The organism is Pseudonocardia wallangbongensis, assembly GCF_054486945.1.
On the sequence record NZ_JBRERS010000015.1, the window covers coordinates 52,758 to 75,609 of the forward strand.

A 22,852-nucleotide genomic window follows, 5' to 3' on the forward strand; every position below is an offset into this window, starting at 1 on the left:
AGATTCCGTCATGCCGAATGACAGCGGCGCCACCAGCCTCACCTCGGTCGACAACGCGCTGTGGCTGCTGCAACTGGTCGCCGAACGTCAGGCGCTGCGCGTCGCCGAGGCGGCGGACCTGCTCGGCGTCGCCCGATCCACCGCGCACCGCCTGCTCAGCGCCCTGCGCCGGCGGGGGTTCGTGATGCAGGACCGCCCCAACGGGGCCTACCGCCCCGGCCCGGCGCTGCACGAGGCCGGGCTGGCCGCGATCAACCGGATCGACATCCGCCGGGTCGCCCGCCCCGTCCTCGAACAGGTGCAGGAACAGACGCAGGAGACGACGAGCCTCGCGGTGCTGGAGGGCACCTCGATCAGGTTCGTCGACTGCGTCGAGAGCGCCCGCTCGGTCCGGGTCGGCAACCGGACCGGGATCGTCCGGCAGGCCCACGCGTCCGCCGTGGGCAAGGCGATCCTCGCCGCGCTGCCTTCCGCCGAGGTCGAGCGCCGCTACCCCGACAGGTCGCTCCCCACCAGCACCGTCACATCGCTGACCGACCGCGACGCGCTGCTCGCCCAGCTGGCCGAGATCCGCGCCCAGGGCTACGCGCTCAACTTCGAGGAGAGCGCCGACGGTGTGTCGGCGGTCGCCGTCGCGTTGCACGACGCATCGGGCAACCCGATCGCGGCGCTCGGCATCGCCGCCCCCAGCAGCCGGACCGGCAGCATCGAGGGCATCCGGGCGCATTCGCCCGCCGTGCTGCGCGGTGCCCAGCTGGTGCAGGAGCGGATGCGCGATCCCGGCTGAGCCACGCGTCAGGCCAGCGGCCCGCGGTCCAGGAGACCGTGGTGCCGCCGATGGTCGGCGATCGTTTGGGACAGCGCGTGGCGCCCCATGACCGCTCGACGGTGGCCGCCGCCCATTCCGTGTCTGCTTACCGCGCCGAGCCCGGCCTTCAACGCCCATCCCCGACCGCGGATCCAGGTGTCGTCGTCGACACCGGATGCCTCACGGAACAACGGTCGCGTCTCTGCAGTCAGCAAGGTCCACGCCGGCACCATGTCGACAGCCGAGTCGCCCGCCCCCATCAAGTCGAAATCAATCACCGCCGACAACGAGCCGCGGTCGGCCAAGAGGTTCATCGGAAACAAGTCCCCGTGAACCCATGCGGGCTGATGGTATGGCGGCGCCGCTAGCGCGCTGTCCCACACGGCAGTCGCCAGCGCTTCGTCCACCACACCCTCCGCGCTGAGCGTGCGGATATCGGAGCGGACGGCAGTGTGGTCGCCGTGCAAAGGGTGGGGACGCAACGAAGCCGGCGCTCCCGTGACGTCGATGCTCCGGAGCGCAGCCACGAACTCGCCGAGGCGCACCGCGGCATCCGCAAGATCAACATCATTGTCGGTGTCCAAACCCTCCCCACGAAGCCACCGGAATACAGCCCACGGCCGGGGAAATACGTCATCTGGAGCGCCGGCGGCTACCGGAACCGGTACGGCCAACGGCAGCTGCGAGGCCAGCCGCGGCAACCAGGTCAGTTCGATGTCGACCGCCGCCGCCGACCCGGGGTGGAGCGGAAGACGCACCACCAAGTCAGCACCCAGGCGGAACAACGCGTTACCGGCTCCGGCGCCAGGCCCCTCCGTGATGGGCCGGTCGGCCCAACGCGGGAACTGCCGATCCAGCAACTCGCGCACCGTGGCCACCGACACGCTCGGCTGGTTGCCGTTCATCTTCGTTTCCGCAGCATCCCCACGACCGGGCCTGTCGTCCACGATCAGGTCTCGACCTTCCTCCGCGGCTCCCGCACGACCGACCGTCTACCCCATGATGCCCCGCCGCGGCTGCGGCGATCAACACCGCTCGCGCGTTCCGCGGAACGTGGTGCCGGCATTCGGTCTTTCTCGCGTGGGCGAGCCCGGTCGCCTCGGAACTCGATGCCCCCGACCCCGCCGGGGCCTCGCGCGCTGCCGCACCGTTCGCCTCGATCCTCACGTGCGGGGGGGCCGGATTGGAGCACTACCGAATGCCGTGGGCGCCCTGGCGGCCGTCCCCGACTGTCCGGCACGCCCGTTCCCGACTTCATCCTCGACCGGGTGCCTACGCAACTATCCGGTGGTCCCGAATCGACACCCGCCATCACCACAAGATCGTTGCCATCCGACCCGCGTTCCGCGGAACGCAGGCCGTCAAGAATTGTCGGACCCGGATGCCATCCTGGACTCGAACCGCAATCCGAACCCACGAGGCTCCCCATGACCGCAGCCACGATCATTCCACTCCCCGCCCCGATGGACGAGATGAGCACCGATGATCTGGAATCGGAGTTGTTGGGGTTGGCCGGGCACATCGCCGCCGCGGAATGCCGCTTCCTCCAGCTGTTGGCCGAGTTCGACCAGCGCGGCGGCTGGGTCGGCGACGGGATCCGCTCGTGTGCGCACTGGCTGTCCTGGCGGGCCGGGATGAACCTGCGCACCGCCACCGAACGCCTCAGGGTCGCTCACGCCTTACAACAGTTGCCGCGCATCACCGAGGCGTTCGCCGCGGGGCGGGTCTCCTACTCCAAGGTCCGGGCGATCACCCGGGCCATCGGCTCCGACACCTCCACTCTGACTCAGATGGCCGCCCAGATCGCGGCCGGGGAGCCCGACCTGCGCCACACCACCGTCGCCGACCCAGCCACCGCGGAACGAGTACTGCTCAACGTGGCCCTGTGCGGCACCGCCAGCCACGTGGAGACCGTCGTACGAGCGGTGCGCCGCCGCCACACCCCACCCGGGGACACCGCGGCCCACCGGTCGCTGACCTGGCGGTGGGACGAGGACGGGACCCTGGTGGCCCGCGTCCGGTTCACCCCCGACCAGGGGGCCGCATTCATCACCGCCATCGAAGCGCTGGTGCCGCCGCGCACCCCGATCCGCCACCCCGTCGAACCGTCCCCGCAGGACCTGGACGAGCGGGCACGGGAACAGGAACCCGGCCCGGCGGTGGATCGGACGGAAGCCCGCCGCGCCGACGCACTGCTCGCCCTCATCAACGGCCGCACCGACGGGCAGGACGAGCCAGTGGTCGAGCGCGGCACCGCCCAGGTGATCGTCCACCTCGACGCCGGCAGCGGCGCTGCCCGGATCGCCGGCGGCCCCGACATCCCGGCCTCCACCGCCGCACGCCTGGCGTGTGACGCCCGCGTCCAACTGCTACTCGACGACCGGGACGGCAATCGGATGTACCTGGGTCGCAGCCGGCGCCTGGCCACCCCCGCCCAAATCGCCGCCCTCACCGCTACCTCCACGCCCACCACCGGCGGCACTGGTTGTTCGGTGGCCCCACCGACATCGACAACCTGGTTCTGGTGTGTTCTTTCCACCACGGCGTGATCCATGACCACGGCTATCGCATCGACCGCCTTCCCGGCCGGTGGGAGTTCCTCCGCCCCGACGGTTCCCCGATCCCCACCACCGCCGCAGCGCTGACCGGCAATGCCGAGAGTTTGATCGAAATGCACACCTGGGCCCGGCTGCGGATCGACCGCAACACCCTCACCCCGAACTGGGACGGCGACCGGCTCGACCTGGATCCGATCCTGGACGTCCTGCTGCCCAAACGGATCAGGACAGCAGCCTGAACGGGGCTGCGTTCCGCGGAACGCAGCGACCCGTGACACTCACGGCTGCGCCTCCCGCCGTTGCAGCAGGTGGTAGCCGTGTCGGCGGCGGGCCTCGGCCAGGCTGGTCCCGGAGAGGACGTCGGCGTCACCGAGCAGCAGGTCGCCCGACGTCGGAGACCTCCACCCGGTCCTTGCCGGTGCGCATGAACCGATGCGGGCCGGTCACGACGTCGCCTCCTCGACCGCCGGGAACCGGCTGTCGTGCATCACCTCGGTGACCGGCCGTCCGGCGCGCACCGCCTCGGCCATGCCCGCCTCGCGGGCCACGACCCGCTCGGCGAGCCCGAGCACCCGTTCGAGGTCACCGGAGGGCACGAACACGACACCGTTGCGGTCGGCGAGGACGTGGTCGCCCTCGCCGACGGTGACGCCCGCGACCTGCACCGGGACGCCCATCGCCAGCTGCACGATCCGGCCGCGGGCGCTGACCGGGACGACGGCCCGGCCGAACACCGGGAAGCCCTGCTCCTCGCACTCGGCGATGTCACGCATCGCGCCGTCGACCACCACGCCGCCGATCCCCCGCCGGCCGGCGGCCAGCGTCAGGATGCCGCCCCAGCACGACACGTCGACCCGGCCGCCGTTCGCGATCACCAGCACGTCGCCCGGCTCGGCGGCCTCGATGGCTGCCGTGGCGATGTGCTGGGCGGGACCGCCGGACTCCGGTGGCCCGGCGAGCACCGTGCGCACCCGGCCTGCGACGGCTCCCGGGACGGCCCACAGCGGCCCGAGGCCGGTGGTCGCGCCGGCGAGGCCGAGCGTGTCCAGCGCATCCGACACCGCGCAGGTGTCGACGCCGCGCAGCCGGCCGAGCAGCGGGGCGCTCACCCCGTCACCCCGCGGGTCGCGCGCGTTCGTCGGATCGGCTCGACCATGGGCGTTCCACCTCTCGATGTCGGTCGCGGACCGGGACGCTGCAGCGCGGGCCGGGGGCCGTCCCCGCCTGCTCCCCCGACGTCTCGCCCGGCAGCGGCACCACCTGGGCGGCGGGTACGCCGAGCACGACCTCGCGGCCCACGTTCAGGTCGTCCGGCCCGAAACGGCCCAGCTCGCTCTCGTCCACCTGGGCCCGCACCAGCTCTCCGCCGAGGTCGACGAGCACGCGCGTGCAGCTGCCCAGGTAGGTACGCGACCGCACGCGCCCGGTGAACGTGCTCGACTCGCCGTCGGGCGCGGGTGCGGGAGCCGGGCCGTCCACCCGGACGTGCAAGGCGCGGAAGGCGACGGCCGCCGGGGTGCCCGCCGGGCCGGGCGGGCGCCCCGAGACCCGCACGGCGGCCGCCGTACCGGCCAGGTCGACGACGTACCCGCCGTCGGCCACGTCCGCCACCGTGCCCGACAGGATGTTCTGGAACCCCATGAAGTCGGCGACGAACGCGTTGGCCGGGCGGGTGTAGAGCTCCCGTGGGCTGCCGGCCTGCTCGATCCGCCCCGCGTTCATCACCACGACCCGGTCGGCCAGCGAGATGGCCTCCTCCTGGTCGTGGGTGACGTAGACCGACGTGGTGCCGAGCGCGTCGTGCAGATCCCGGATCTGGGTACGCATCGACAGCCGCAGCTTCGCGTCCAGGTTGGACAGCGGCTCGTCGAACAGCATGAGGGCCGGCCGGTTGACCATCGCCCTGGCCAGGGCGACCCGCTGCTGCTGGCCGCCGGACAGCGACGTCGCCATCTGGTCGACGCGGTCGGCCAGGCCCACCCGTTCGAGGATCTCCAGGACCTGCCGGCGGGCCGGTGCCTTGCCGACCTTCGCCAGCTTGAGCGGGTAGCCGACGTTCCCGCCGACCGTCATGTGCGGCCACAGCCCGTAGCTCTGGAACACCATCCCGATGTCGCGCTTGTCCGGCGGCACGAACGTGGCCGTGGCGGCGGAGTACACGACCCGCTCACCGATGGCGAGCTCACCCCGGGTGGGGACCTCGAGCCCGGCCAGGCAGCGCAGGGTGGTCGTCTTCCCGCATCCGCTGGGCCCCAGCAGCGTGACGAACTCCCCTGCGGCGATGTCGAGGTCGAGGTGCTGCACGGCCGTGGCGCCACCGAACCGCTTGACCAGCCCCGTGATCGACACCCCGGTCATGCCGCCACCTCGGTGGGCTGCCATGCGACGAAGCCCATGCCGCACCCGGTGCCGGCCTCGGAGCGGTAGCAGGGCAGGTAGTCCACGACCCGCGCGCGCAGCCCGCTGCCGGCGACGGCGCCGCTGGCCACGATCCAGTTGCGCATCTCGGAGGTGCCCGAGCGGAGCAGGTCGGCCGGCAGCCCGCGCAGGTAGGCGGCGTCATCGTCCTGCAGCGCGGTCAGGAACCGGCGGTCGAGCTCCTCGTCCACCACGAAGTGGCTCAGCCCGCCCGAGGCGACCACCCCGACGGTGAGGTCGCCGGGGAAGCTGCGGATCGCGGCGCCCAGCGCCACGCCGAAGTCGTGGCAGCGGGCCGGCGCCGGCGGGTTCGGTTCCCAGAACGTGTTGACGAACACCGGCACGATCGGGATGTCGGCCGTGCCGCCGAGCACCTGCTGGAGCACGAAGCCCCATCCGTGCGGGATGCCGTGGTCGCCGTACCTGCCCGCGGGCAGCTCCCGGGAGGCGCCCGGGTCGAAGCCGGCCGCGCTCGTCTCCCGGATCAGGTGCAGCGCCAGCTCGCCGTGACAGCGGCGGACCGTGCTCTCGGCCGGCACGTTCGCCACCTCGGCGATGGCCAGGCCCGGCGGCAACGCGTCGAGCGCCTCCTGGGTGAACGGCTCGTGCGCCACCGTGTCCCCCCAGTAGACGGCGAACGCCGGCAGCAGCTCGTCGGTGAACGTCTCCTTGTGGTCGCTGCTCACCACGACCAGGACGTCCACACCCGACTCCCGCACGATCCGGCCCAGCTCGTCGATCGCCGCGCGGGCGCGGGTGTGCCGCTCGTGCTGGCGCGCCACGTCGCACTCGCCGGCGAACGCGGCACCCCGCAGCCGCGACAGCTCCTCGAACGAGTGGTCGGCGCCGCGGTAGGCCAGGGCCGCGTTGCCCCGATCGGCACGCGCGCGCTGGCCCCACTCCTCGGGCGGGGTGGACAGCTGCGGTGCGTGGGAGGTACCGATCCCGAGACCGATGTGTGCCATGGGCTGCACTAGATCCGGAAGAGCTGGCGGGCGTTGGTCTCGAAGAGCTGCTTGCGCTGCCCGTCGTCGAGCCAGTCGATGTCCTCGATCAGCAGGTGGATGTCGTCGACCCAGCGCCCGGTCTCCGGGTCCGGCATCGACCCGGTGCCGGGCTTCTCGGTGCCGAACAGGCAGCGGTCGACCCCGACGGCCCGCAGCAGGAGCTCGATCGAGTCCCGGGTGTAGAGGCAGGTGTCGTAGTGGAGCCTGCGCAGCTGCTCGGCGAACGTCGTGCCCTTGCGCAGGGCGCCGGGCTGGAAGCGGCCCCGCTGGTACGGGACCGCGCCGCCGCCGTGCGAGACGATGATCTTCAGGTCCGGGAAGTCGTCGAGGACGGTCGAGTTCAGCAGGCCGATGACTGCGAGGGTCTCCTCCTGGATGAAGTGCAGCGAGTACGTCTCGCGAGCGGGCGGGCGGCAGCCGGCCGAGTGGATCAGCACCGGGACGTCGAGCTCGCACACGGCTTCCCAGACCGGGTACCAGAACCGGTCGCCGAGCCCGGGCGGTTGCGCGCTGCCCTCGTACGGGTCGGGGTTGAGCATCGCCCCGACGAACCCGTGCTCCTGCACGCAGCGACGCAGCTCGGCCGTCCACCGCGCGGGCTCCAGCTCCATGCTCTGCGGGAGCCCGGCCACGCCGCGGAAGCGGTCCGGCTCCAGCCGGCAGGTGCGGGCGATGACGTCGTTGGTCTCCTGGGCGAACCACTCCACGAGCCGCCCCTGCTCGCTGTGCATCATCTGGTAGGGCCGCGGCGAGATCAGCTGCACGTCCACGCCTGCGTCGTCGAGGTGGGCGAGGTGGGACTTGCCGCCGAAGCTCTTGTTCGGCTCGGTCAACGCCGCACGCAGGGTGTCGTCGGTGACGCCCGCGCTGCCACGGCCGTGCGCGCCGCGGTGGGCGAGCAAGCCGGCCTTGTAGGCGTAGAGCGACTCGGGGGCGCTGACGTGGCCGTGGATGTCGATCTTCATGCTTGCCTCCATGCGTCGAAGGTCGGTGCGGATGGCGAGGTCAGCTCGCGACGCCCCAGGCGTTCTTGACCCGGGCCAGGTTGTCGGCGGAGACCTGGCCCACCTGGTCGATCGTGAACGGCTTGAGCAGGTCCAGTTCGTTGACCGACGGGTAGCCCCCGGGCGCCGGGCTGTCCGGCATCAGCGGGTAGTAGCCGATGTCGGCGGCGGCCTGCTGGCCCTCGGGCGTGAACAGCCAGGTCATCAGGAGCTTGGCGGCGTCCGGGTTGGGCGCCCCCTCGAGCAGGGCGAGGTAGTGCTCCGAGACGTGCACGCCACCCTCGGTCGGGAACACGAACTCGATCGGCGCGCCCTGCTCCTTGTCCCGCAGGTAGAAGCTGTAGGGGTAGAAGGGGTCGAGGGCGAACTGGCCGGTGGCCACCGCACTGCCCGCGACCGCTCCGGACGCCTGCATCGTGATCTCCTGCGCGGCCAGGCCCTGCAGGAACGCGTCGTCGTAGCGCACGTCCCACAGCAGGTGGCTCAGCACGCCGAAGGAGCCGCCGTTCCTGGTGGTCTCGTCCGAGGTCATCTTCCCGCGGTACGCCGGATCCAGCAGGTCGGCCCACCCCTTCGGCGCATCCTCCGGCGACATCAGGTTCGTGTTGTAGACGATGCCGAAGACGCTGCCGCTGGCCGCGGTGGCATGGCCGGTCGGCTCGGCGAAGCCGGAGCCCTCGGCGGTGACCGGACGGAACGGGACGAGCTTGCCCTCGGCGATCTGTGGGGACACCGAGGTGTTGCCCTCCTGCACCAGGTCGGCGACGTGCTGCCCGCTCGCGAACTCCGCCTGGATCTTGGCGGTGGCCTCGGGGCCGACGATGTAGACGGGGGTGACGTCGATCTCGGGGAACCGTTGGGAGAAGACCTCGTAGAGCGGCTCCCTGTCCTTCTCGCCGGGGCCGTACACGGTGACCGTGGTCTTGCCGGAGTCCCGGGCCGCGCGGTAGAGCTCCTGCATCGCGGTCACGGCCGCCTCGCCGCCGAGAGCCTGCGCGTCAGCCGCATCGACGGTGCCCTCGCCCACCGCGGAGACGGCCGGGAGTTCGCCACCACCACCGCCACACGCGCCGAGGGCGAGCAGTGCGACGCACGAGAGCAACGTCCTGCGCATGTGCTGTCCTTCCGTCGTGGTGGACTCGGGCGACGCTCAGCGCGCGCCGACGGGTTCGGGCGTGGCGGCTTCGGCCGGCAGTGATGCCGGTGGGTCGCCCATGGCCGGGCCGATGCGGCGGCGCAGCAGTCGGGACAGCCCGCCCATCACGACGAGCCCGACCAGCAACGTGCCGAGGACGATGACGAACAGTGCGGCCGCCCTGGACGTCTGCCCCTGCGTGTAGAGCTCGTAGACGAGCAGCGGCACGGTGGGGTTCTGCGCCGAGGACAGCATGATCGGGATCGCGAGGTTGCCCGAGATCACGATCGCGACGACGAACCAGCCGGCGACGAAGCTGGGCATGATCAGCGGCAGCACGATGCCGACGAGCATCCGCAACGGTGCCGCGCCGCTCACCCGGGAGGCCTCCTCCAGCTCCCGGGTGATCTGCCCGACCGCGGGTTGGATCGCGCGGGTTGCGATCGGGACGGCCGCGACCACCAGGCCGATCAACACCAGGACGACCGAGCCGTACAGGTTGCGCAGCCCGGGGATGCTCACGTAGGTCCACGCCATGCCCAGGCTGAGCACCACCCCCGGCACCGCCCACGGCAGCCAGGTCAACAGGTCCAGCACCCGGCGCAGCCGGGACTCGTGGTGCGCCATCGCGTAGACGATCAGCATCGCCAACGTCATCGCGAGCAAACCGCCGACCAGTGCGACCACCAGGGTCGTCTGCAGGGCGGTGACGGTGCGCCGGTCCTCGAGCAGCGCCTCGTAGTTGGCCGGCGAGTAGGCGCCGTCACCGCCGAAGAACGGCTGCATGCTGCCGAGCACCAGCTGCAGCATCGGCAGCACGATCGCCAGCAGCACGTACCCGACGATGAACACGGTGCCGAGCCACCGCCACGCCCCGATGTCCCAGACCTCGGTGCGGTAGCCCTTCCCGGACACCGTCGTGTAGTTGCGCCGGCCCAACACCTTCCATTGCAGGGCCACCAGCGCCAGCACCACCAGGACCAACAGGAGCGACAGGGCGCTGGCGCCGCCGTAGTCGGCCGGGGTGCTGTCGTTGATCCGGCCGTAGATCTGGGTGGAGAAGACCGCGATCCCGGCCGGTGTCCCGAGGAACAACGGGACGTCGAAGGACTCCAGCCCGATGACGAAGTTGAGGATCACGACGCCGGTGATGGCCGGGGCCAGCACCACCAGGTCGATGCCGAGCAAGGTGCGCAGCCGACCGGCGCCCGACACCTGCGCGGACTCCTCCAGGCTCCGGTCGATCGCCCGGAACGGGCCGAGCAGCAGCAGGTACGCGAACGCCGCCCCCTTGACCGTGGCCACCAGGAACAGCCCGCCCCACGAGTTGGCGTCGAACAGGACGCCCTCGGTGCCGGTCAGGTCGCGCCACGTGGTGTTCAGCAGCCCGATGCGCGAGTTGCCCAGCATCCCCCAGCTGATCGCGTAGAACAGCGGCGGCAGCGCCACCACCAGCACCATCGCCGTCGTGACCAGCCCGCGTAGCGGCGTGTTCGTGCGGGTCACCAGGAACGCGAGCAGCAGGGCGACGACCGTGGCCGCCACGGTGCCGACGCCGGAGAGCAGTACCGAGTTGAGCATGGTGGAGTACGAGCCGGGATCGGTGTAGGTGTGCACGAAGGCGTCCACCGACCACTGCGCCGGCAGCCCGGGCGGGGCGTTGCGGAACGCCCCGACCGCCAGCATCGCGATCGGCACGGCGAACAGGAACACGCAGACCGCGATCAGCGGGAGCATGCCGCGGGCCGTGGTGAACGGGCCCGTGCTCGGCATTCGCGTCCGGGTGGCCGACTCGGGCCGGGTCGGCCCAGCGCTCGGTTCGGTCATCGGGCTCCTCGTCGCTGGTTCGCCTCCTGGACCTGGCGGCCGACCCTAGAGCAACATTCGCTCTAGAGGACCTCGCCGCAAACTAGTTCCTTTATAGGGAATCACCCGGGGACGCCGTCATTTCAGCTGCGGCGATTCGCCCCGCCACCGGGCACCGGCACCTGATAGGCATCGGCGACCAGCTTGCGGACGGTGGGGCCCAACTCGACCGGGTCCCAGCGCGCGCCCTTGTCCGCGGTCGGGCCGTGCCGCCAGCCCTCGGCGACACCCACCGACCCGCCGCCGACCTCGAAGACCTGACCGGTGACGTCGGCGGATTCGGTGCTGGCCAGCCACGCGACCAGTGGCGCCACGTTGTCCGGGCTACGCGGATCCCACCCGTCGCCCTCGGGGGCGGCGGCACCCCGTCCCAGGGTGGCGGTCATCCGGGTTCTGGCGACGGGCGAGATGGCGTTGGCGGTCGCGCCGTAGCGGCCGAGTTCGCGTGCCGCACCGATGGTCATCGCCGCGATGCCCGCCTTCGCGGCGGAGTAGTTCGCCTGCCCCGCGCTGCCGTACAGGCCGGCGGGCGAACAGGTGTTGATGATCCGCCCGTCGTTCGCCAGGCCCGCTTTCTGGCGGCCGCGCCAGTGGATCGACGCCCACCGGGTCAACGAGAAGGTGCCCTTGAGATGGACCCGGATGACCGCGTCGAAGTCGTCCTCGTCCATGTTGAACATCATCTTGTCGCGCAGGATCCCGGCGTTGTTCACGATCACGTCGAGGCCGCCGAAAGCGTCGATCGCGGTGTCGACGATGCGTTTCGAGCCGTCCCAGTCGCCGACGTCCTCCTGGCAGGCGATCGCCTCACCGCCGGCGTCGGCGATCTCGGCAACCACCGCCCGGGCGGCCGATCCCGGCTGCGCGGAACCGTCGAGCGCGACACCGAGATCGGCGACGACCACCTTGGCGCCCTGCCTGGCGATCTCCAGGGCCTCGGACCGGCCGATACCGCTGCCTGCGCCGGTCACGACCACTACCCGGCCGGCCAACAACTCTCCCATGGGAACGTCCTCTCAGAGCGTGTGCCGCGCGATCACTTCGGCAACACACGCCGGCTTGGCGCCACCCTCGACCTCGACGGTGAACTGGTTGACCACCTGCACCGTGTTCTCGGAGACCTGCTCCACCGACAGGTTCTGCACGCGCGCACGAACCCGCGATCCCACCGGCACCGGCGCGGGGAACCGGACCCGGTTCAGCCCGTAGTTGACCGTCAACTTGACGCCGTCCGGGCGCGGGCCGAGCCCCCGCCCGAGCCACAACACGAGCGACAGGGTGAGGAACCCGTGCGCGATGGTGCCGTGATACGGGCCGTCCTCGGCCCGCTCCGGGTCGACGTGGATCCACTGGTGATCCTCGGTCGCGTCGGCGAACCGGTCGACGCGTTCCTGGGTGATCTCGACCCATTCTCCGACGCCGAGCTCCTGGCCCTGCTTCTCGAACAGCACCGCGAGTCCGTCACCCATCAGCTTCCACCTGCACCGTTGCGCACGCCGGCCGCCGGAACGTCCATCTCGGTCAGCGCCCAGACCTCCTCCGCAGTGAAGCCCGGCGCCACCGAGTCGATGCCGAGCACGCCGTCGCGGCGCCGGAACACCGCCAGGTCGGTGACCACGATGTCCACGCACGCCTTGCCGGTCAGCGGGAAGGCACACCGCTGCACCAGCTTCGCCTCGCCCTTCGTGCCGCGGTGCTCCATCAGCACCATGACCGTTCCACCGGAGGCCACCAGGTCCATCGCACCGCCGATCCCACCACCGGTCATGCCGGGGACGGCCCAGTTCGCCACGCTGCCCTCGGCGTCCACCTGGTAGGCGCCGAGCACGACCACGTTCACCCGCCCCGAGCGGATCATCTCGAAGGACGTCACGCTGTCGAAGTAGGAGATCCCCGGACGCGGCGTGACGGACACGCCGCTCGCGTTGAAGACGTCCGGGTAGAGCTCGTCGTCGTCGACGATCTCGCCGTAGCCGAGGATGCCGTTCTCGCCCTGCAGGGTGATGTCCCGGTCCTCGACGAACGAGGAGAGATGGCTCGGGATCCCGAGGCCGAGGTTGACGTAGCTCGGCTCGGGCAGCAGACCGGCGGCCTGTTCCGCGATCTGGGCCCGGGTCCAGCCCGGCTTGCCGTTGTACTCGCGTGCGACGTCGGCCGGGCGGCGGCGCAGCCCGTACTTGGGCAGCGGGTTGGCCTCGGTCTTGCGCACCACCCGGGCCACGAAGATCCCCGGCAGGTGGATGCGTTCGGGCGGGAGCTCGCCCGCCTCCACGATCTCGTCGACCTCGACGATCGCCACGCGCGCCGCCTTGGCGAAGCTCGGGGCGAGATGCCGGTTCGCGCCCCGGAACTCGACGTTGCCCAGCCGGTCCGCGCGGTGCGCCGCGATGAAGGCGTAGTCGACCCGGATCGCGGGTTCGAGCAGGTAGGGCTTGCCGTCGAAGCAGCGGACCTCCTTGCCCTCGGCGATCGGGGTGTTCAGCCCGGTCGGGGTGAAGATCGCGCCGAGCCCGGCGCCACCGGCACGCAGTCGTTCGACCAGGGTTCCCTGCGGCACGAGCTCGAAGGTCATCGCGCCCGTGGAGAGCAGCTGGTCGGTCACGCTGCTCCGCCCACCGCGCGCGGTGAACGACACGACCAGGTGGCGGACCCGGCCGCCCTCGACGATCGGATCCGCGCCCGGCGGGAGGCCGTTGGCCACCAGGCACAGCTCGCGGCTGCTGCGTTCGCGCAGCGCTGCAAGCAGGCTGACCGGAGCGCCGGCGCTCTGCCCGAACCCGGACACCGCGATCGACGCGCCGTCGTCCAGGTCCGCGATCGCGGCAGCAGGAGAGCCGTAGACCTTGTCGATCACTGGGACCGGTTCCTCCCCTTCGAGGGCATGCGCGCAACGCTGCGCTACCTGCCAAAACCCTATTACGGACGTTCTTCGACTGCAATGGACCTGTCGTCACACGGAAGCCGGCCAACCGCCCGATCCGGGTCGCACCCGAGGCAGGATCCAGCCGCGAGACGCCATTAGCATCTGGGCCGTGCCAGACCCTGCCGGCCCACCGCCGCCGGACCCGCCCGCGGCCGTTCGGCCGGCCACGGCCGCCGAGGCACAGGTCCGGCGCGGCCGGCGCCGCGACCCCACCATCGACACCCGCGTCGCCAACTCCGTGATCGAGATCTACGCCGAGTTCGGATGGGCCGGGCTCACCTTCGACGAGGTCGCCCGCCGGGCGAAGGTCGGCAAGGCCGCGCTGTACCTGCGGTGGGCCTCCAAGGAGGATCTGCTGCTGGACAGCATGGCGAGCGTGCACGTCCGCCGCATGCCACACGACCGGCACGACCTTCGCACCGACCTGGCCGCCATCGGGCACTCGCTGCTGGCGTTCTACAGCAGCCCGCGAGGTCTGGCCTACCTTCGGATGTACGTGGAGGCCCGCTACGTACCCGGCCTCGAGGACCGCTGGCGCAAGCAGCACACCACGCCGATATTCCGCCGGGCCCGCTCGCTCATCCACGAGGCCATCGCCCGGGGGGAACTCCCGGAGGGGACGTCACCCACCATCGTGCTCGACGCCCTGATCGGCGCGATCACCAACCACGTGCTCGCCACACCCCCGGAGCTGTTCTCCCAGATGCAGGCCAACGGGCCCGCATACGTCGAATCACTGATCGACTTCGTGCTGGCCGGGGCCCGCGCCGATCTGCCGTGACCACCGGAGCAGATTCGACGCTCAGGAATCCTTGCACGAGGTGTTGCGCGGAGCCGGACATGCCGGGGTAGCTTCTGCCGTCGGATCGCGACGACCCAGCCGGAGGTGCCCGTGCCCGCCTTGTCCCAGCTGGTCGCGCTCGAACAGGAGCACCTGCGCCGGCCGGCCGAGGTCTACGCGCGGCTGCGCGCACTCGGCGTCCACTACGCCCCGGAGGTGGACGCGTTCGTGGTCGCCCGGCACGACGACGTCGTGCACGTGCTGCGCGAGCGCCACACGTTCTCCTCGCGGAACACGGTGGGCCGCGAGCTCCCGCCGGCCGACCCGAGCAACCCCAAGGCCCCGCTCTCGCCGTTGCTGCTGCTGTCGGACGACCCCGAGCACGGGAAACGGCGGTCGATCGTCAACCGCGCGTTCACCCCGATGCGGATCGCCTCGTGGGAGCCGCAGGTCCGGCAGGTCGCCGCCGAGCACATCGACCGGTTGCGCGAGCTCCGCGAGGTCGACCTCGTCCGCGACCTCGCCGCGCTGCTGCCGGTACGCGTGATCAGCCTGGTGCTGGGCGTGCCGCAGCAGGACGTCGCCCGGTTCCGGGCCTGGTCGGAGGAGATCACCCGCTCGGTCGGCAACCACGGCGGTGACCCGGTGCGCCGGGAGCAGGTGCAGGACGAGTTCACCGGCTACCTCGGCCGGCTCCTGGACCGGTGGGACGAGCAGGTCGACTCCAGCGTGCTGTCGCAGATCGCCGCCGCCGAGCGGGCCGGCGAGCTGACCCGCCGGGAGTGCGTCAGGTTCGTCGCGGAGCTGCTGGTGGCCGGCAACATCACCACGACGCACCACCTCGCCAGCAGCGTCGCGTTGCTCGCGAGCCGCCCGGAGCTGTTCGACCGGCTGCGAGCCGAACCCGTGTCGGTCCGGTCCTTCGTCGAGGAGTCGCTGCGGCTGGAGGCGCCGATCCAGGGCTTCTACCGGTTGGCCACGACCGACACCGAGATCGGTGGCGTGGCCGTCCCGGAGGGCTCCCGGGTGTTCGTGCTCTACGGGTCGGCGAACCGGGACGACGAGGCCTGGGAGGCCTGCCCGCACCTGGAGCTCGACCGGCGGGACGCCGCCTCCCACCTCGCGTTCGGCCGGGGGGCGCACGCCTGCATCGGCTCGTCCCTCGCCCGTCTGGAAGGCCGGGTCGTGGTCGAGGAGCTGCTCGACCGCGTGGAGTCGCTAGAGCTCACGGTGCCCGTAGACGAGCTGCCCTACGGGGCGAGCTTCATCAACCACGGCCCGGTGAGCGTGCCGGCGCGCCTGAGGTTCCGCGCCCAGGCGACGATCCCGGACTGAGGCCGGTCCGAGGCCACTTCACACACCCTGCAGTGGCTTCACATAGGTCCGGCCTTGTGTGAAGCCGGTCCTGGCTGTGTGAAGTCCGGTCGGGGACGGCCGAACGGGCGGCCGCGGTCGTCACACCTCCAGGCCGAAGACCCGCTCGGCGTTCGTCTGGAAGAACTGGCGCTTCTCCTCGGGCGACAGCGGGAGCGCGTCCTGGTCACGGACCTCGTCCAGCTCGTACTCGTACGGGTAGTCCATCGCGTACATGACGTGGTCGGGCCCCAGGACGTCCCGGCAGAACAGGATCGCCGGCGCCCACGGCATCCCGCTGGTGGTGATCCAGACGTTCTCCCGCAGGTAGTCGCTCGGCCGGCGGGCCAGCGGCCGCATCGTCTCGTACCGGCCGGCGCGCACGCCGGCCGCGTGCATGTAGTCGAGCCGGTAGAGCCAGAAGGGCAGCGCCTCACCGAGGTGGCCCACGACGAGCTTGAGGCGGGGGAACCGGTCGAAGACCCCGGCGATCACGAGGCGCAGCAGGTGGAGCCCCGTCTCGACGGAGAAGCCGTAGATCGCGCCCTCCAGGCCCACGTCCAGGAACGGCTGGATCATGCCGCGTGACGGCGTGTTCGGATGGAGGTAGACCGGCGTGTCCAGGGCTTCGGCCGCCTCGAAGATCGGCCAGTACTTCGGGTCGTCGAGGTACTCGCCGTTCGTGTGCGAGTTGAGGATGACGCCCTTGAAACCCAGGTCGTGACCGCGGCCGACCTCCTTCGCCGCGGCCTCCGGATCCTGGGGCGCCACCGCGGTCAGGCCGGTGAACCGGTCGGGGCGAGCGCGGCACGCGTCCGCCAGCCGGTCGTTCGCCAGCGTCGCCATGGCCACGGCGGTGTCCCGGTCGAACGCCTGGGTGCCCGGCGCGGTGAGCGAGAGGATCTGGTGGTCGATGCCGGTTCTGTCCATGTCGGCCACGCGCTCGTCGCCCAGGTCGACCAGCCGCCGCCGGATCGACGCGGGACGCTCGCTGGAGCTGAACGCGTAGAACCCGCCCCACATGCTCAGGAAGCCGGGATCGGTGTTCGTGCCCTGCTCGGCCATGTCCCGCCACCGCGACAGCAGCTCCGGGATGACGAACGCCTCCTCGGTGGCGATGCGCAGGTAGCCGCGGTCCGGACTGCTCTCTTCCACGTGTCCTCCCCGGGAGTCCGGGGCCACGCTACGAGGAGATTCCGCCCAGCAACAAGGCTACCCAAGGAAGTTCCTCACAGTGGAACCTGACGATCAGGCCCGCTTATGCCGCGGTAGGCGGAATGGTGACTTCCCCTTTTACGATCACGCGCTGTTAGCTGAACGCCCGTGAGCTGAAATGCGCTGTCGGAACTCGACGAGGAGTGGACGACGATGCGGCGTGTATCGCGGTCGGTACGGGTGTGCGCTGTTGCCGCGGCGCTGGGCATGGCCCTCGTGACGGCGTGCGGGGCGGTGGGCGCCAACACCGGCGCCGACGCCGGGGTGCCGGCGCTCGGGCCGATGGAACCCTACGGCGGTGACCTGGCGGCCGAGGGTGCACCGAAGCGGGGCGGGACGCTGCTCGTCGGCAACGACCGCGAGGTCACCAGCTTCGACCCGACGGTCCAGAACGGCAACGCGATCGCCAACGCGGTCTACGACCTGCTGCTGCGGCTCGCGCCGGACGGCACGGTGGTGCCGTACCTGGCGCAGTCGATGGAGACGACCGACGACGGGCGCACCTGGCGCATGGGCCTGCGGCCGGGCGTCGTGTTCTCCGACGGCACGCCGCTGGATGCGAACGCGGTCGTCATCAACACCCAGCGGCACATCGACGCACCCGCCTCTCCCGCGGGCGTCTACGCACGCCAGATCGAGGAGATGACGGCCCCGGACCCGCTCACCGTCGAGTTCCGGCTGAGGAACCCGCTCGGCGACTTCCCGGTGGTGTTCACCCAGGGCATCTTCGCGGGCACGCTCGGCATGATCATCTCGCCGGCGGCGCTCGCCCGGTACGGCGACGACATCGGCAACCACCCGGTCGGCGCGGGACCGTTCGTGGTCACCGACTGGCTGCGGGACAACCGGATGGAGCTCACCCGCAACGAGCACTACTGGCAGGAGGGCATGCCCTACCTCGACGGGATCGAGGTCCGTCCGCTGTCGGACACCGAGACGCGCTACGCCACGATGGTCAACGGCGACGTGGACATGATCTACGGCGGCTACAACGTCGAGCTGGTGCGGGCGTACACGAACCCCGCGTTCCGCGTCTACTACGGGCCCGGCAGCGGCGGGTTCTTCTTCACCTTCAACTTCGCCCGCAAGCCGTTCGACGACCGCAGGATGCGGGAGGCGGTGTCACGCGCGATCGACGTGCGCGCGCTCGCCGCGAGCCAGTACAGCAACCAGCTGATCGGCTCCGACAGCCTCTTCGCGGCCGACAGCCCCTACCACTCCCAGGCCGCCTCGGACATCTGGCCCGAGTACGACCCGGAGCGCGCCAAGCAGCTCGTGCAGGAGTACGTCGCGGACGGCGGGAGCGCGCACTTCTCGTTCTCGACGAGCCGCAGCGAGGTCACGCTCGGCGAGTTCGTGCAGGCGCAGCTCTCCGCCGTCGGGATGGACGTGGAGGTGCGCTACTTCGACCTCGCGGAGTTCACGTCGCGGCTGCTGCAAGGAGGCGACTTCGAGCTCATCAGCAACCTCGCCGGGTTCGACTACCCGTTCCCCGCCGCCCAACGCCTGCTGCAGACCGGCGGCGCGATCAACTTCGGGAAGTACTCGAACCCGGAGGTCGACCGGCTCCTCGGGGAAGCCGCAGCCACCACCGACCCGGCCGAGCGCACCCGCGCGTACCAGCAGGTGGAGCTGCTCGTGAACCAGGACCTCCCGCTGCTGTTCCTGAGCCGGAGCTACCTCTCGACGATCACCAAGCCGGACGTCAAGGGCATCGACCGCTACATCACCCGCGACCTGTTCTACGCGTCGATCTGGCTCGACCGGTGACGCGGGTGAGCCCGCGTCAGCTGCCGCGCAGGGGATCGCTCCCGTCCCAGTCGAGCGAGGCCCGCCACATCGCGGTGAAGCCCCGGTCCATGCCGGGGGTCGCCTCGATCAGCTCGAGCATGCCAGGCCTGTCGGGTCCACCGTCCAGGTACGCCACCTCTCCCCCGGACCCGACGCCGGCGCGGAACGCCAGCGCGTAACCGTCCTCCTCCAGCCTGGAGATGTCGCCGTCGATGTCCTCGCTCGCCACCCCGAAATGATGGAAGCCGTACCCGGAGCGGTCGACCAGCTCCTTGTAGACGGAGGGGTTGTCGTCCTCGGGCTGGATGAGCTCGATCTGCATGTGCCCGGCGAAACCCATCGCGATGGTCACCGTCGCCGTGCTCGGCTCGCCGCGGTAGACCGGGTGCTCACCCCGCCACTGCGGGATCAGGAAGAAGGGCCCGGCTCCCAGGTCCCGGACCCAGTGCGCCACCGCGTCATGCACGTCCGGCACCACGAAGGCCGTCTGGATGATGCCGCCGTGCGGCTGGCCGAATCCGAATTCAGGCATGCCCACCTCCGGCCTGCACGATGCCAGCCGGTGGCAGGGGCGAGCTGTCCAGTTTCTGAACAGCCCGGCGCGCCGGCGGTGGCCGCATACTGCGGGTCGGGTCGCTGGTTGGCCCGCGGTCACCGGGGATCGCGGCCGGCGCCCCGAGGGCGGTAGACCGGATGCTGCGACGGGACGCGTGGGTGTCGTTCCAGGACGGGAAGGACCCCACCGGGGTGTCCGCGCAGCTCCTCGACTCGTGGCGACGCTCGCGCTGGAGCGGGGTCGATCCCGTCCGGACCGAGGTGCCGGTCGTCGACGTCGACACAGACACACCGTTCGTCCGCGCGGCGGCGCCCGTGCTGCGGCGCACCGCCGAGACCCTCGGCGACGCCACGATCTGCCTCGCCCTCGCCGACGCGCAGGGCAGCATCGTCTGGCGGTGGGTGTCCGACCGGTCGTTCACGCGCGTGCTCGACGCGGTGCGGATGAGCACCGGCACCAACTTCGAGGAAGAGCTGGTCGGCACGAACGGCATCGGCACCGCGATGGAGAGCCGTGAGCTCGCCAGCGTGATCGGCCCCGACCACTACTGCCAGGCCTTCCACATGTGGGCCTGCGTGGCCGCTCCGGTTCGCGACCCGATCACCAACAAGATCTGCGGTGCGGTCAACGTCACCTGCTGGGCGAGCGACGCGAACGAGTTCCTGCGCGGGATGACCCGGGCCCTGGCCGACCGGGTGCACCAGCGGCTCGCCGAGCTGGCACACCCGCGCGAGCGGGCCCTGCTCGACGCCTTCCTCCACGGCCGGGCTCGAACCACGGCACCCGTGCTCGCCGTCGACGCCCAGACGATGATCGCCGACGAGGTCGCGGCATCGTGGGGGCTGGAGCACCGTGCGATCTGGGCCGCCGTCTCCGCGATGCGGCCGGGTTCGGACCAGGTCATCGTCCGCGACGGGCTGCGGGCACGGGTGTGGCCGATCGACCCCGACCGCATCGCGGCCGGCGCCACCGTCGCGTTGTACCCCGACCGGCGCGCCGGCACGCCACCGGAGCCGACCGACCTCGGCCTCGGCCCGCTCGAGGCGGCCGAGGCCGACGTGATCGCCCGGGTGCTGGCCGAGTGCGAGGGCAACAAGAGCGCCACCGCGGCGCACCTGCGGATCTCGCGCGCCACCCTCTACCAGAAACTGCACCGCTACCGCCTGGCCTGGGCACCCGAACCGGACGAAGGGGGAAAATGATAGAAAGCGAACCGGAACTCGGCCGCAGCGATCACCTGGCGCTGTTCGAGCGAATGCTGCTGATCCGGCGGGCCGAGGAGACCCTCGCCGAGCTGCGGATGGAGTCGCGCTTCTACGGGACCGTCCACCTGTACATCGGCCAGGAAGCCAGCGGCGTCGGAGCCTGCTCGGTGCTCGGGGACCGGGACTGGATCACGAGCACCCATCGCGGGCACGGCCACTTCCTCGCCAAGGGCGGCGACCTCAAGGCCATGTACGCCGAGATCTGGGGGAAGCGGTCCGGGATCTGTCGCGGAATGGGCGGTTCCATGCACGTCGCCGACCTGTCGAAGGGCATTCTGGGCGCCAACGGCATCGTCGGCGGCGGCTTCGCCATCGCCACCGGTGCGGCCTACGGCGCCAGCCTGCGCGGCGACGGCCGGGTGGCGGTCTGCTTCTTCGGCGACGGCGCCGCCAACCAGGGCTCGTTCATGGAGAGCATGAACGTCAGCGCGGCGTGGTCGCTGCCGACCATCTTCGTCTGCGAGAACAACGGCGTCTCGGAGTTCACCGTCTCGTCGACGGTCACCGGCGGGTCGATCGTCGAGCGCGCCGGCGCGTTCATGCCGGCCACGGTGATCGACGGCAACGACGTCCTGGCCGTGCGTGCCGCCGTCGGCGCGGCGGTGGGGCGTGCCCGGGACGGCGGCGGGCCGTCCTACGTGGAGACCGTCACCTACCGCACGCACGGCCATTTCGAAGGCGAGGACATGTTGTTGCAGGGAACCGGCTCCTACCGCAGCGCCGAGGAGATCGCGGCCTGGCAGGCCGAGGAGCGCGACCCGATCGGCCGCTACCAGCGCTTCCTGCTCGACCAGGGCCTGGCCGGTACCGCCGACATCGCCGAGCGCCGCAGCGCCGTCGAGGAGGAGGTGCGCGCCGCGCTCGCCCACGCCGACGCGGCCGAGCCGGCCGAGGCCGACCTGCCGGAGCGGCTGATGTTCGCCGCGGCGGAGGGCTGATCGCGATGGCCCGCCGACGCTACATCCAGGCTGTGGGCGACGCGCTGCGGGAGGAGATGGAGCGCAACCCGGACATCATCGTCATCGGGGAGGACGTCGAGCTGTCGATCGTGGGCGACCTGCGCGGCCTCCACGACCGGTTCGGTCCCGATCGGATCCGCAACACCCCGATCAGCGAGGCGACGCTCACCGGCATGGCGCTCGGGGCGACCGCGGCCGGCTACCACGTCGTCCTGCACATGATGTTCGCGAACTTCATCTACACCGGGTTCGACGCCATCGCCAACCAGATCGCCAAGATGCGGCTGATGACCGGCGGTCAGCTCACCGCCCCGATCACGATCATCGCCGGCTACGGCGCGGGCGGGTCGACCGCCGCGCAGCACAGCGACAGCGTCCACCCCGCGCTGGCCAACCTCGGCGGCATCAACGTCCTGATGCCCGCCAACCCGGCCGACGCCAAGGGCCTCATGACGACGGCCCTGCGCTCCCCGGACCCGTGCGTGTTCCTCGAGGCGCGCACCCAGGGCGGGAGCCGCGGTGAGGTCCCCGACGGCGAGCACCTCGTGCCGTTCGGCCGGGCCGCCACGGTGCGCGAGGGCCGCGACGTCTCGATCGTCGCGATCGGCTCGATGGTCGCCCCCGCCGTCGCGGCGGCCGACCTGCTCGCCGCCCGGGGCGTCGACGCCGAGGTCGTCGACCTGCGGACGCTCGTGCCGCTGGACGAGGCAGCCATCCTCGAGACCATCGGGAGGACCGGGCGGCTCGTCGTGGTCGACGAGTCGCGGGACCGCTGCGGGGCGGCCGGCTACATCGCGTCGGTCGCCGCGGACGAGGGCTTCGGCCTGTTGCGCGCGCCGGTCAAGCGCGTCAACATCGGCAACGTCGCGATCCCGTTCGCCCGGGAGGCCGAGACCGCCGTGCTGCCCGGCCCGGAGCGGATCGCCGCAGTGGCGGCGCAGCTGGTCGGCGGGCGGGTCGGCGCATGATCCAGCGGCTGAAGCTGCCACAGGTCAGCATGAACATGACCGAAGCCACCATCGTCGAATGGCACAAGCAGCCGGGCGACCGCTTCGAGGCCGGCGACCCGCTCTACGCCTTCGAGACCGAGAAGGTCACGCAGGACGTGGTGGCGACGGCTCGCGGAACGGTCGTCGAACTGCTGGTCCCGGTGGAGGCCGACGTCCAGGTCGGCGACGTGCTGTGCGTCCTGGACATCGAGCAGGAGTGATGC

At 71.2% G+C, this 22,852-nt stretch carries 22 protein-coding genes; 10 read left to right on the forward strand and 12 right to left on the reverse strand.

The genetic code is table 11. From position 1 onward, the window contains the following. Positions 1 to 10 precede the first annotated feature (10 nt). On the forward strand, positions 11 to 787 hold the full coding sequence (locus tag ACU436_RS36210) for an IclR family transcriptional regulator (RefSeq protein ID WP_459031602.1): 777 nt from the start codon (positions 11 to 13) through the stop codon (positions 785 to 787). An 8-nt stretch (positions 788 to 795) separates the two neighbouring features. Here ACU436_RS36210 and ACU436_RS36215 read toward each other — a convergent pair whose 3' ends face one another. Beyond that, positions 796 to 1,713 (reverse strand): aminoglycoside phosphotransferase family protein, encoded by a 918-nt coding sequence (locus ACU436_RS36215; protein ID WP_459031603.1) that lies wholly within the window; start codon positions 1,711 to 1,713, stop codon positions 796 to 798. A gap of 522 nt (positions 1,714 to 2,235) precedes the next feature. Between ACU436_RS36215 and ACU436_RS36220 the strand changes: the two genes are divergently transcribed. Continuing rightward, positions 2,236 to 3,357, forward strand: a complete 1,122-nt coding sequence (locus ACU436_RS36220; protein ID WP_459031604.1) for a DUF222 domain-containing protein — start codon at positions 2,236 to 2,238, stop codon at positions 3,355 to 3,357. Beyond that, on the forward strand, positions 3,294 to 3,605 hold the full coding sequence (locus tag ACU436_RS36225; protein ID WP_459031605.1) for an HNH endonuclease signature motif containing protein: 312 nt from the start codon (positions 3,294 to 3,296) through the stop codon (positions 3,603 to 3,605). The genes ACU436_RS36220 and ACU436_RS36225 overlap by 64 nt, the downstream gene beginning before the upstream one ends. Before the next feature lie 204 nt (positions 3,606 to 3,809). Here ACU436_RS36225 and ACU436_RS36230 read toward each other — a convergent pair whose 3' ends face one another. The 9 genes from ACU436_RS36230 to ACU436_RS36270 form a co-directional block, all read right to left on the reverse strand. Further along, complete coding sequence (locus ACU436_RS36230) at positions 3,810 to 4,475, reverse strand: RraA family protein (protein ID WP_459031606.1); 666 nt, start codon at positions 4,473 to 4,475, stop codon at positions 3,810 to 3,812. Positions 4,476 to 4,479: 4 nt separating this feature from the next. Further along, positions 4,480 to 5,724 (reverse strand): ABC transporter ATP-binding protein, encoded by a 1,245-nt coding sequence (locus ACU436_RS36235; RefSeq protein ID WP_459031607.1) that lies wholly within the window; start codon positions 5,722 to 5,724, stop codon positions 4,480 to 4,482. Continuing rightward, entirely contained in the window at positions 5,721 to 6,749 is a 1,029-nt protein-coding gene (locus tag ACU436_RS36240) for a DODA-type extradiol aromatic ring-opening family dioxygenase (protein ID WP_459031608.1), read from the reverse strand. The genes ACU436_RS36235 and ACU436_RS36240 overlap by 4 nt, the downstream gene beginning before the upstream one ends. Positions 6,750 to 6,757: 8 nt before the next feature. After that, positions 6,758 to 7,756 carry an amidohydrolase family protein gene (locus ACU436_RS36245; protein ID WP_459031609.1) on the reverse strand — a complete coding sequence of 333 codons (999 nt, stop codon included), beginning with the start codon at positions 7,754 to 7,756 and terminating at the stop codon, positions 6,758 to 6,760. Between the two features lie 40 nt (positions 7,757 to 7,796). Beyond that, positions 7,797 to 8,909: an ABC transporter substrate-binding protein gene (locus ACU436_RS36250; protein WP_459031610.1), complete on the reverse strand. Its 1,113-nt coding sequence runs from the start codon at positions 8,907 to 8,909 to the stop codon at positions 7,797 to 7,799. Between the two features lie 36 nt (positions 8,910 to 8,945). After that, positions 8,946 to 10,757: an ABC transporter permease gene (locus tag ACU436_RS36255; RefSeq protein WP_459031611.1), complete on the reverse strand. Its 1,812-nt coding sequence runs from the start codon at positions 10,755 to 10,757 to the stop codon at positions 8,946 to 8,948. A gap of 122 nt (positions 10,758 to 10,879) precedes the next feature. Then, complete coding sequence (locus ACU436_RS36260) at positions 10,880 to 11,800, reverse strand: SDR family oxidoreductase (RefSeq protein WP_459031612.1); 921 nt, start codon at positions 11,798 to 11,800, stop codon at positions 10,880 to 10,882. A gap of 12 nt (positions 11,801 to 11,812) precedes the next feature. Continuing rightward, positions 11,813 to 12,265: a MaoC family dehydratase gene (locus tag ACU436_RS36265; RefSeq protein WP_459031613.1), complete on the reverse strand. Its 453-nt coding sequence runs from the start codon at positions 12,263 to 12,265 to the stop codon at positions 11,813 to 11,815. Beyond that, positions 12,265 to 13,650, reverse strand: a complete 1,386-nt coding sequence (locus tag ACU436_RS36270) for a 3-oxoacid CoA-transferase (protein ID WP_459031614.1) — start codon at positions 13,648 to 13,650, stop codon at positions 12,265 to 12,267. The genes ACU436_RS36265 and ACU436_RS36270 overlap by 1 nt, the downstream gene beginning before the upstream one ends. 178 nt (positions 13,651 to 13,828) lie before the next feature. Between ACU436_RS36270 and ACU436_RS36275 the strand changes: the two genes are divergently transcribed. Both ACU436_RS36275 and ACU436_RS36280 read left to right on the forward strand, forming a co-directional pair. Continuing rightward, positions 13,829 to 14,500, forward strand: coding sequence for a TetR/AcrR family transcriptional regulator (locus tag ACU436_RS36275; protein ID WP_459031615.1), 672 nt, complete (start codon positions 13,829 to 13,831; stop codon positions 14,498 to 14,500). Positions 14,501 to 14,611: 111 nt separating this feature from the next. Then, positions 14,612 to 15,835 (forward strand): cytochrome P450, encoded by a 1,224-nt coding sequence (locus ACU436_RS36280; RefSeq protein ID WP_459031616.1) that lies wholly within the window; start codon positions 14,612 to 14,614, stop codon positions 15,833 to 15,835. 120 nt (positions 15,836 to 15,955) lie between these two features. On the opposite strand, the gene ACU436_RS36285 is transcribed toward ACU436_RS36280, so the two are convergent. Then, positions 15,956 to 17,008, reverse strand: coding sequence for an amidohydrolase family protein (locus ACU436_RS36285; protein WP_459031617.1), 1,053 nt, complete (start codon positions 17,006 to 17,008; stop codon positions 15,956 to 15,958). A 213-nt stretch (positions 17,009 to 17,221) separates the two neighbouring features. Between ACU436_RS36285 and ACU436_RS36290 the strand changes: the two genes are divergently transcribed. Beyond that, complete coding sequence (locus ACU436_RS36290; RefSeq protein ID WP_459031618.1) at positions 17,222 to 18,838, forward strand: ABC transporter substrate-binding protein; 1,617 nt, start codon at positions 17,222 to 17,224, stop codon at positions 18,836 to 18,838. Positions 18,839 to 18,854: 16 nt separating this feature from the next. Here ACU436_RS36290 and ACU436_RS36295 read toward each other — a convergent pair whose 3' ends face one another. After that, positions 18,855 to 19,391 carry a VOC family protein gene (locus ACU436_RS36295; RefSeq protein WP_459031619.1) on the reverse strand — a complete coding sequence of 179 codons (537 nt, stop codon included), beginning with the start codon at positions 19,389 to 19,391 and terminating at the stop codon, positions 18,855 to 18,857. A 161-nt stretch (positions 19,392 to 19,552) separates the two neighbouring features. Here ACU436_RS36295 and ACU436_RS36300 point away from each other — a divergent pair, with 161 nt between their 5' ends. From ACU436_RS36300 to ACU436_RS36315, 4 genes are read left to right on the forward strand one after another with little or no spacing between them, the layout of a single operon-like run. Next, positions 19,553 to 20,617: a helix-turn-helix domain-containing protein gene (locus ACU436_RS36300; protein ID WP_459031620.1), complete on the forward strand. Its 1,065-nt coding sequence runs from the start codon at positions 19,553 to 19,555 to the stop codon at positions 20,615 to 20,617. Further along, positions 20,614 to 21,618: a thiamine pyrophosphate-dependent dehydrogenase E1 component subunit alpha gene (locus tag ACU436_RS36305; RefSeq protein ID WP_459031621.1), complete on the forward strand. Its 1,005-nt coding sequence runs from the start codon at positions 20,614 to 20,616 to the stop codon at positions 21,616 to 21,618. The genes ACU436_RS36300 and ACU436_RS36305 overlap by 4 nt, the downstream gene beginning before the upstream one ends. A 5-nt stretch (positions 21,619 to 21,623) precedes the next feature. Then, positions 21,624 to 22,607, forward strand: a complete 984-nt coding sequence (locus ACU436_RS36310) for an alpha-ketoacid dehydrogenase subunit beta (RefSeq protein ID WP_459031622.1) — start codon at positions 21,624 to 21,626, stop codon at positions 22,605 to 22,607. Further along, a complete protein-coding gene (locus ACU436_RS36315; protein WP_459031623.1) occupies positions 22,604 to 22,849 on the forward strand; it encodes a lipoyl domain-containing protein in 246 nt (81 codons plus the stop codon). The genes ACU436_RS36310 and ACU436_RS36315 overlap by 4 nt, the downstream gene beginning before the upstream one ends. Positions 22,850 to 22,852: the final 3 nt, after the last annotated feature.

What these genes read in the sequence shown, in the direction of transcription:
- ACU436_RS36215 (WP_459031603.1), bottom strand. Translation starts at nt 1,713, where the DNA reads ATGAACGGCAACCAGCCGAGCGTGTCGGTGGCCACGGTGCGCGAGTTG.
- ACU436_RS36240 (WP_459031608.1), bottom strand. Translation starts at nt 6,749, where the DNA reads ATGGCACACATCGGTCTCGGGATCGGTACCTCCCACGCACCGCAGCTG.
- ACU436_RS36220 (WP_459031604.1), top strand. Translation starts at nt 2,236, where the DNA reads ATGACCGCAGCCACGATCATTCCACTCCCCGCCCCGATGGACGAGATG.
- ACU436_RS36310 (WP_459031622.1), top strand. Translation starts at nt 21,624, where the DNA reads ATGGCCCGCCGACGCTACATCCAGGCTGTGGGCGACGCGCTGCGGGAG.
- ACU436_RS36260 (WP_459031612.1), bottom strand. Translation starts at nt 11,800, where the DNA reads ATGGGAGAGTTGTTGGCCGGCCGGGTAGTGGTCGTGACCGGCGCAGGC.
- ACU436_RS36300 (WP_459031620.1), top strand. Translation starts at nt 19,553, where the DNA reads ATGCTGCGACGGGACGCGTGGGTGTCGTTCCAGGACGGGAAGGACCCC.
- ACU436_RS36245 (WP_459031609.1), bottom strand. Translation starts at nt 7,756, where the DNA reads ATGAAGATCGACATCCACGGCCACGTCAGCGCCCCCGAGTCGCTCTAC.
- ACU436_RS36250 (WP_459031610.1), bottom strand. Translation starts at nt 8,909, where the DNA reads ATGCGCAGGACGTTGCTCTCGTGCGTCGCACTGCTCGCCCTCGGCGCG.
- ACU436_RS36265 (WP_459031613.1), bottom strand. Translation starts at nt 12,265, where the DNA reads ATGGGTGACGGACTCGCGGTGCTGTTCGAGAAGCAGGGCCAGGAGCTC.
- ACU436_RS36315 (WP_459031623.1), top strand. Translation starts at nt 22,604, where the DNA reads ATGATCCAGCGGCTGAAGCTGCCACAGGTCAGCATGAACATGACCGAA.
- ACU436_RS36210 (WP_459031602.1), top strand. Translation starts at nt 11, where the DNA reads ATGCCGAATGACAGCGGCGCCACCAGCCTCACCTCGGTCGACAACGCG.
- ACU436_RS36235 (WP_459031607.1), bottom strand. Translation starts at nt 5,724, where the DNA reads ATGACCGGGGTGTCGATCACGGGGCTGGTCAAGCGGTTCGGTGGCGCC.
- ACU436_RS36255 (WP_459031611.1), bottom strand. Translation starts at nt 10,757, where the DNA reads ATGACCGAACCGAGCGCTGGGCCGACCCGGCCCGAGTCGGCCACCCGG.
- ACU436_RS36295 (WP_459031619.1), bottom strand. Translation starts at nt 19,391, where the DNA reads ATGCCTGAATTCGGATTCGGCCAGCCGCACGGCGGCATCATCCAGACG.
- ACU436_RS36290 (WP_459031618.1), top strand. Translation starts at nt 17,222, where the DNA reads ATGCGGCGTGTATCGCGGTCGGTACGGGTGTGCGCTGTTGCCGCGGCG.
- ACU436_RS36305 (WP_459031621.1), top strand. Translation starts at nt 20,614, where the DNA reads ATGATAGAAAGCGAACCGGAACTCGGCCGCAGCGATCACCTGGCGCTG.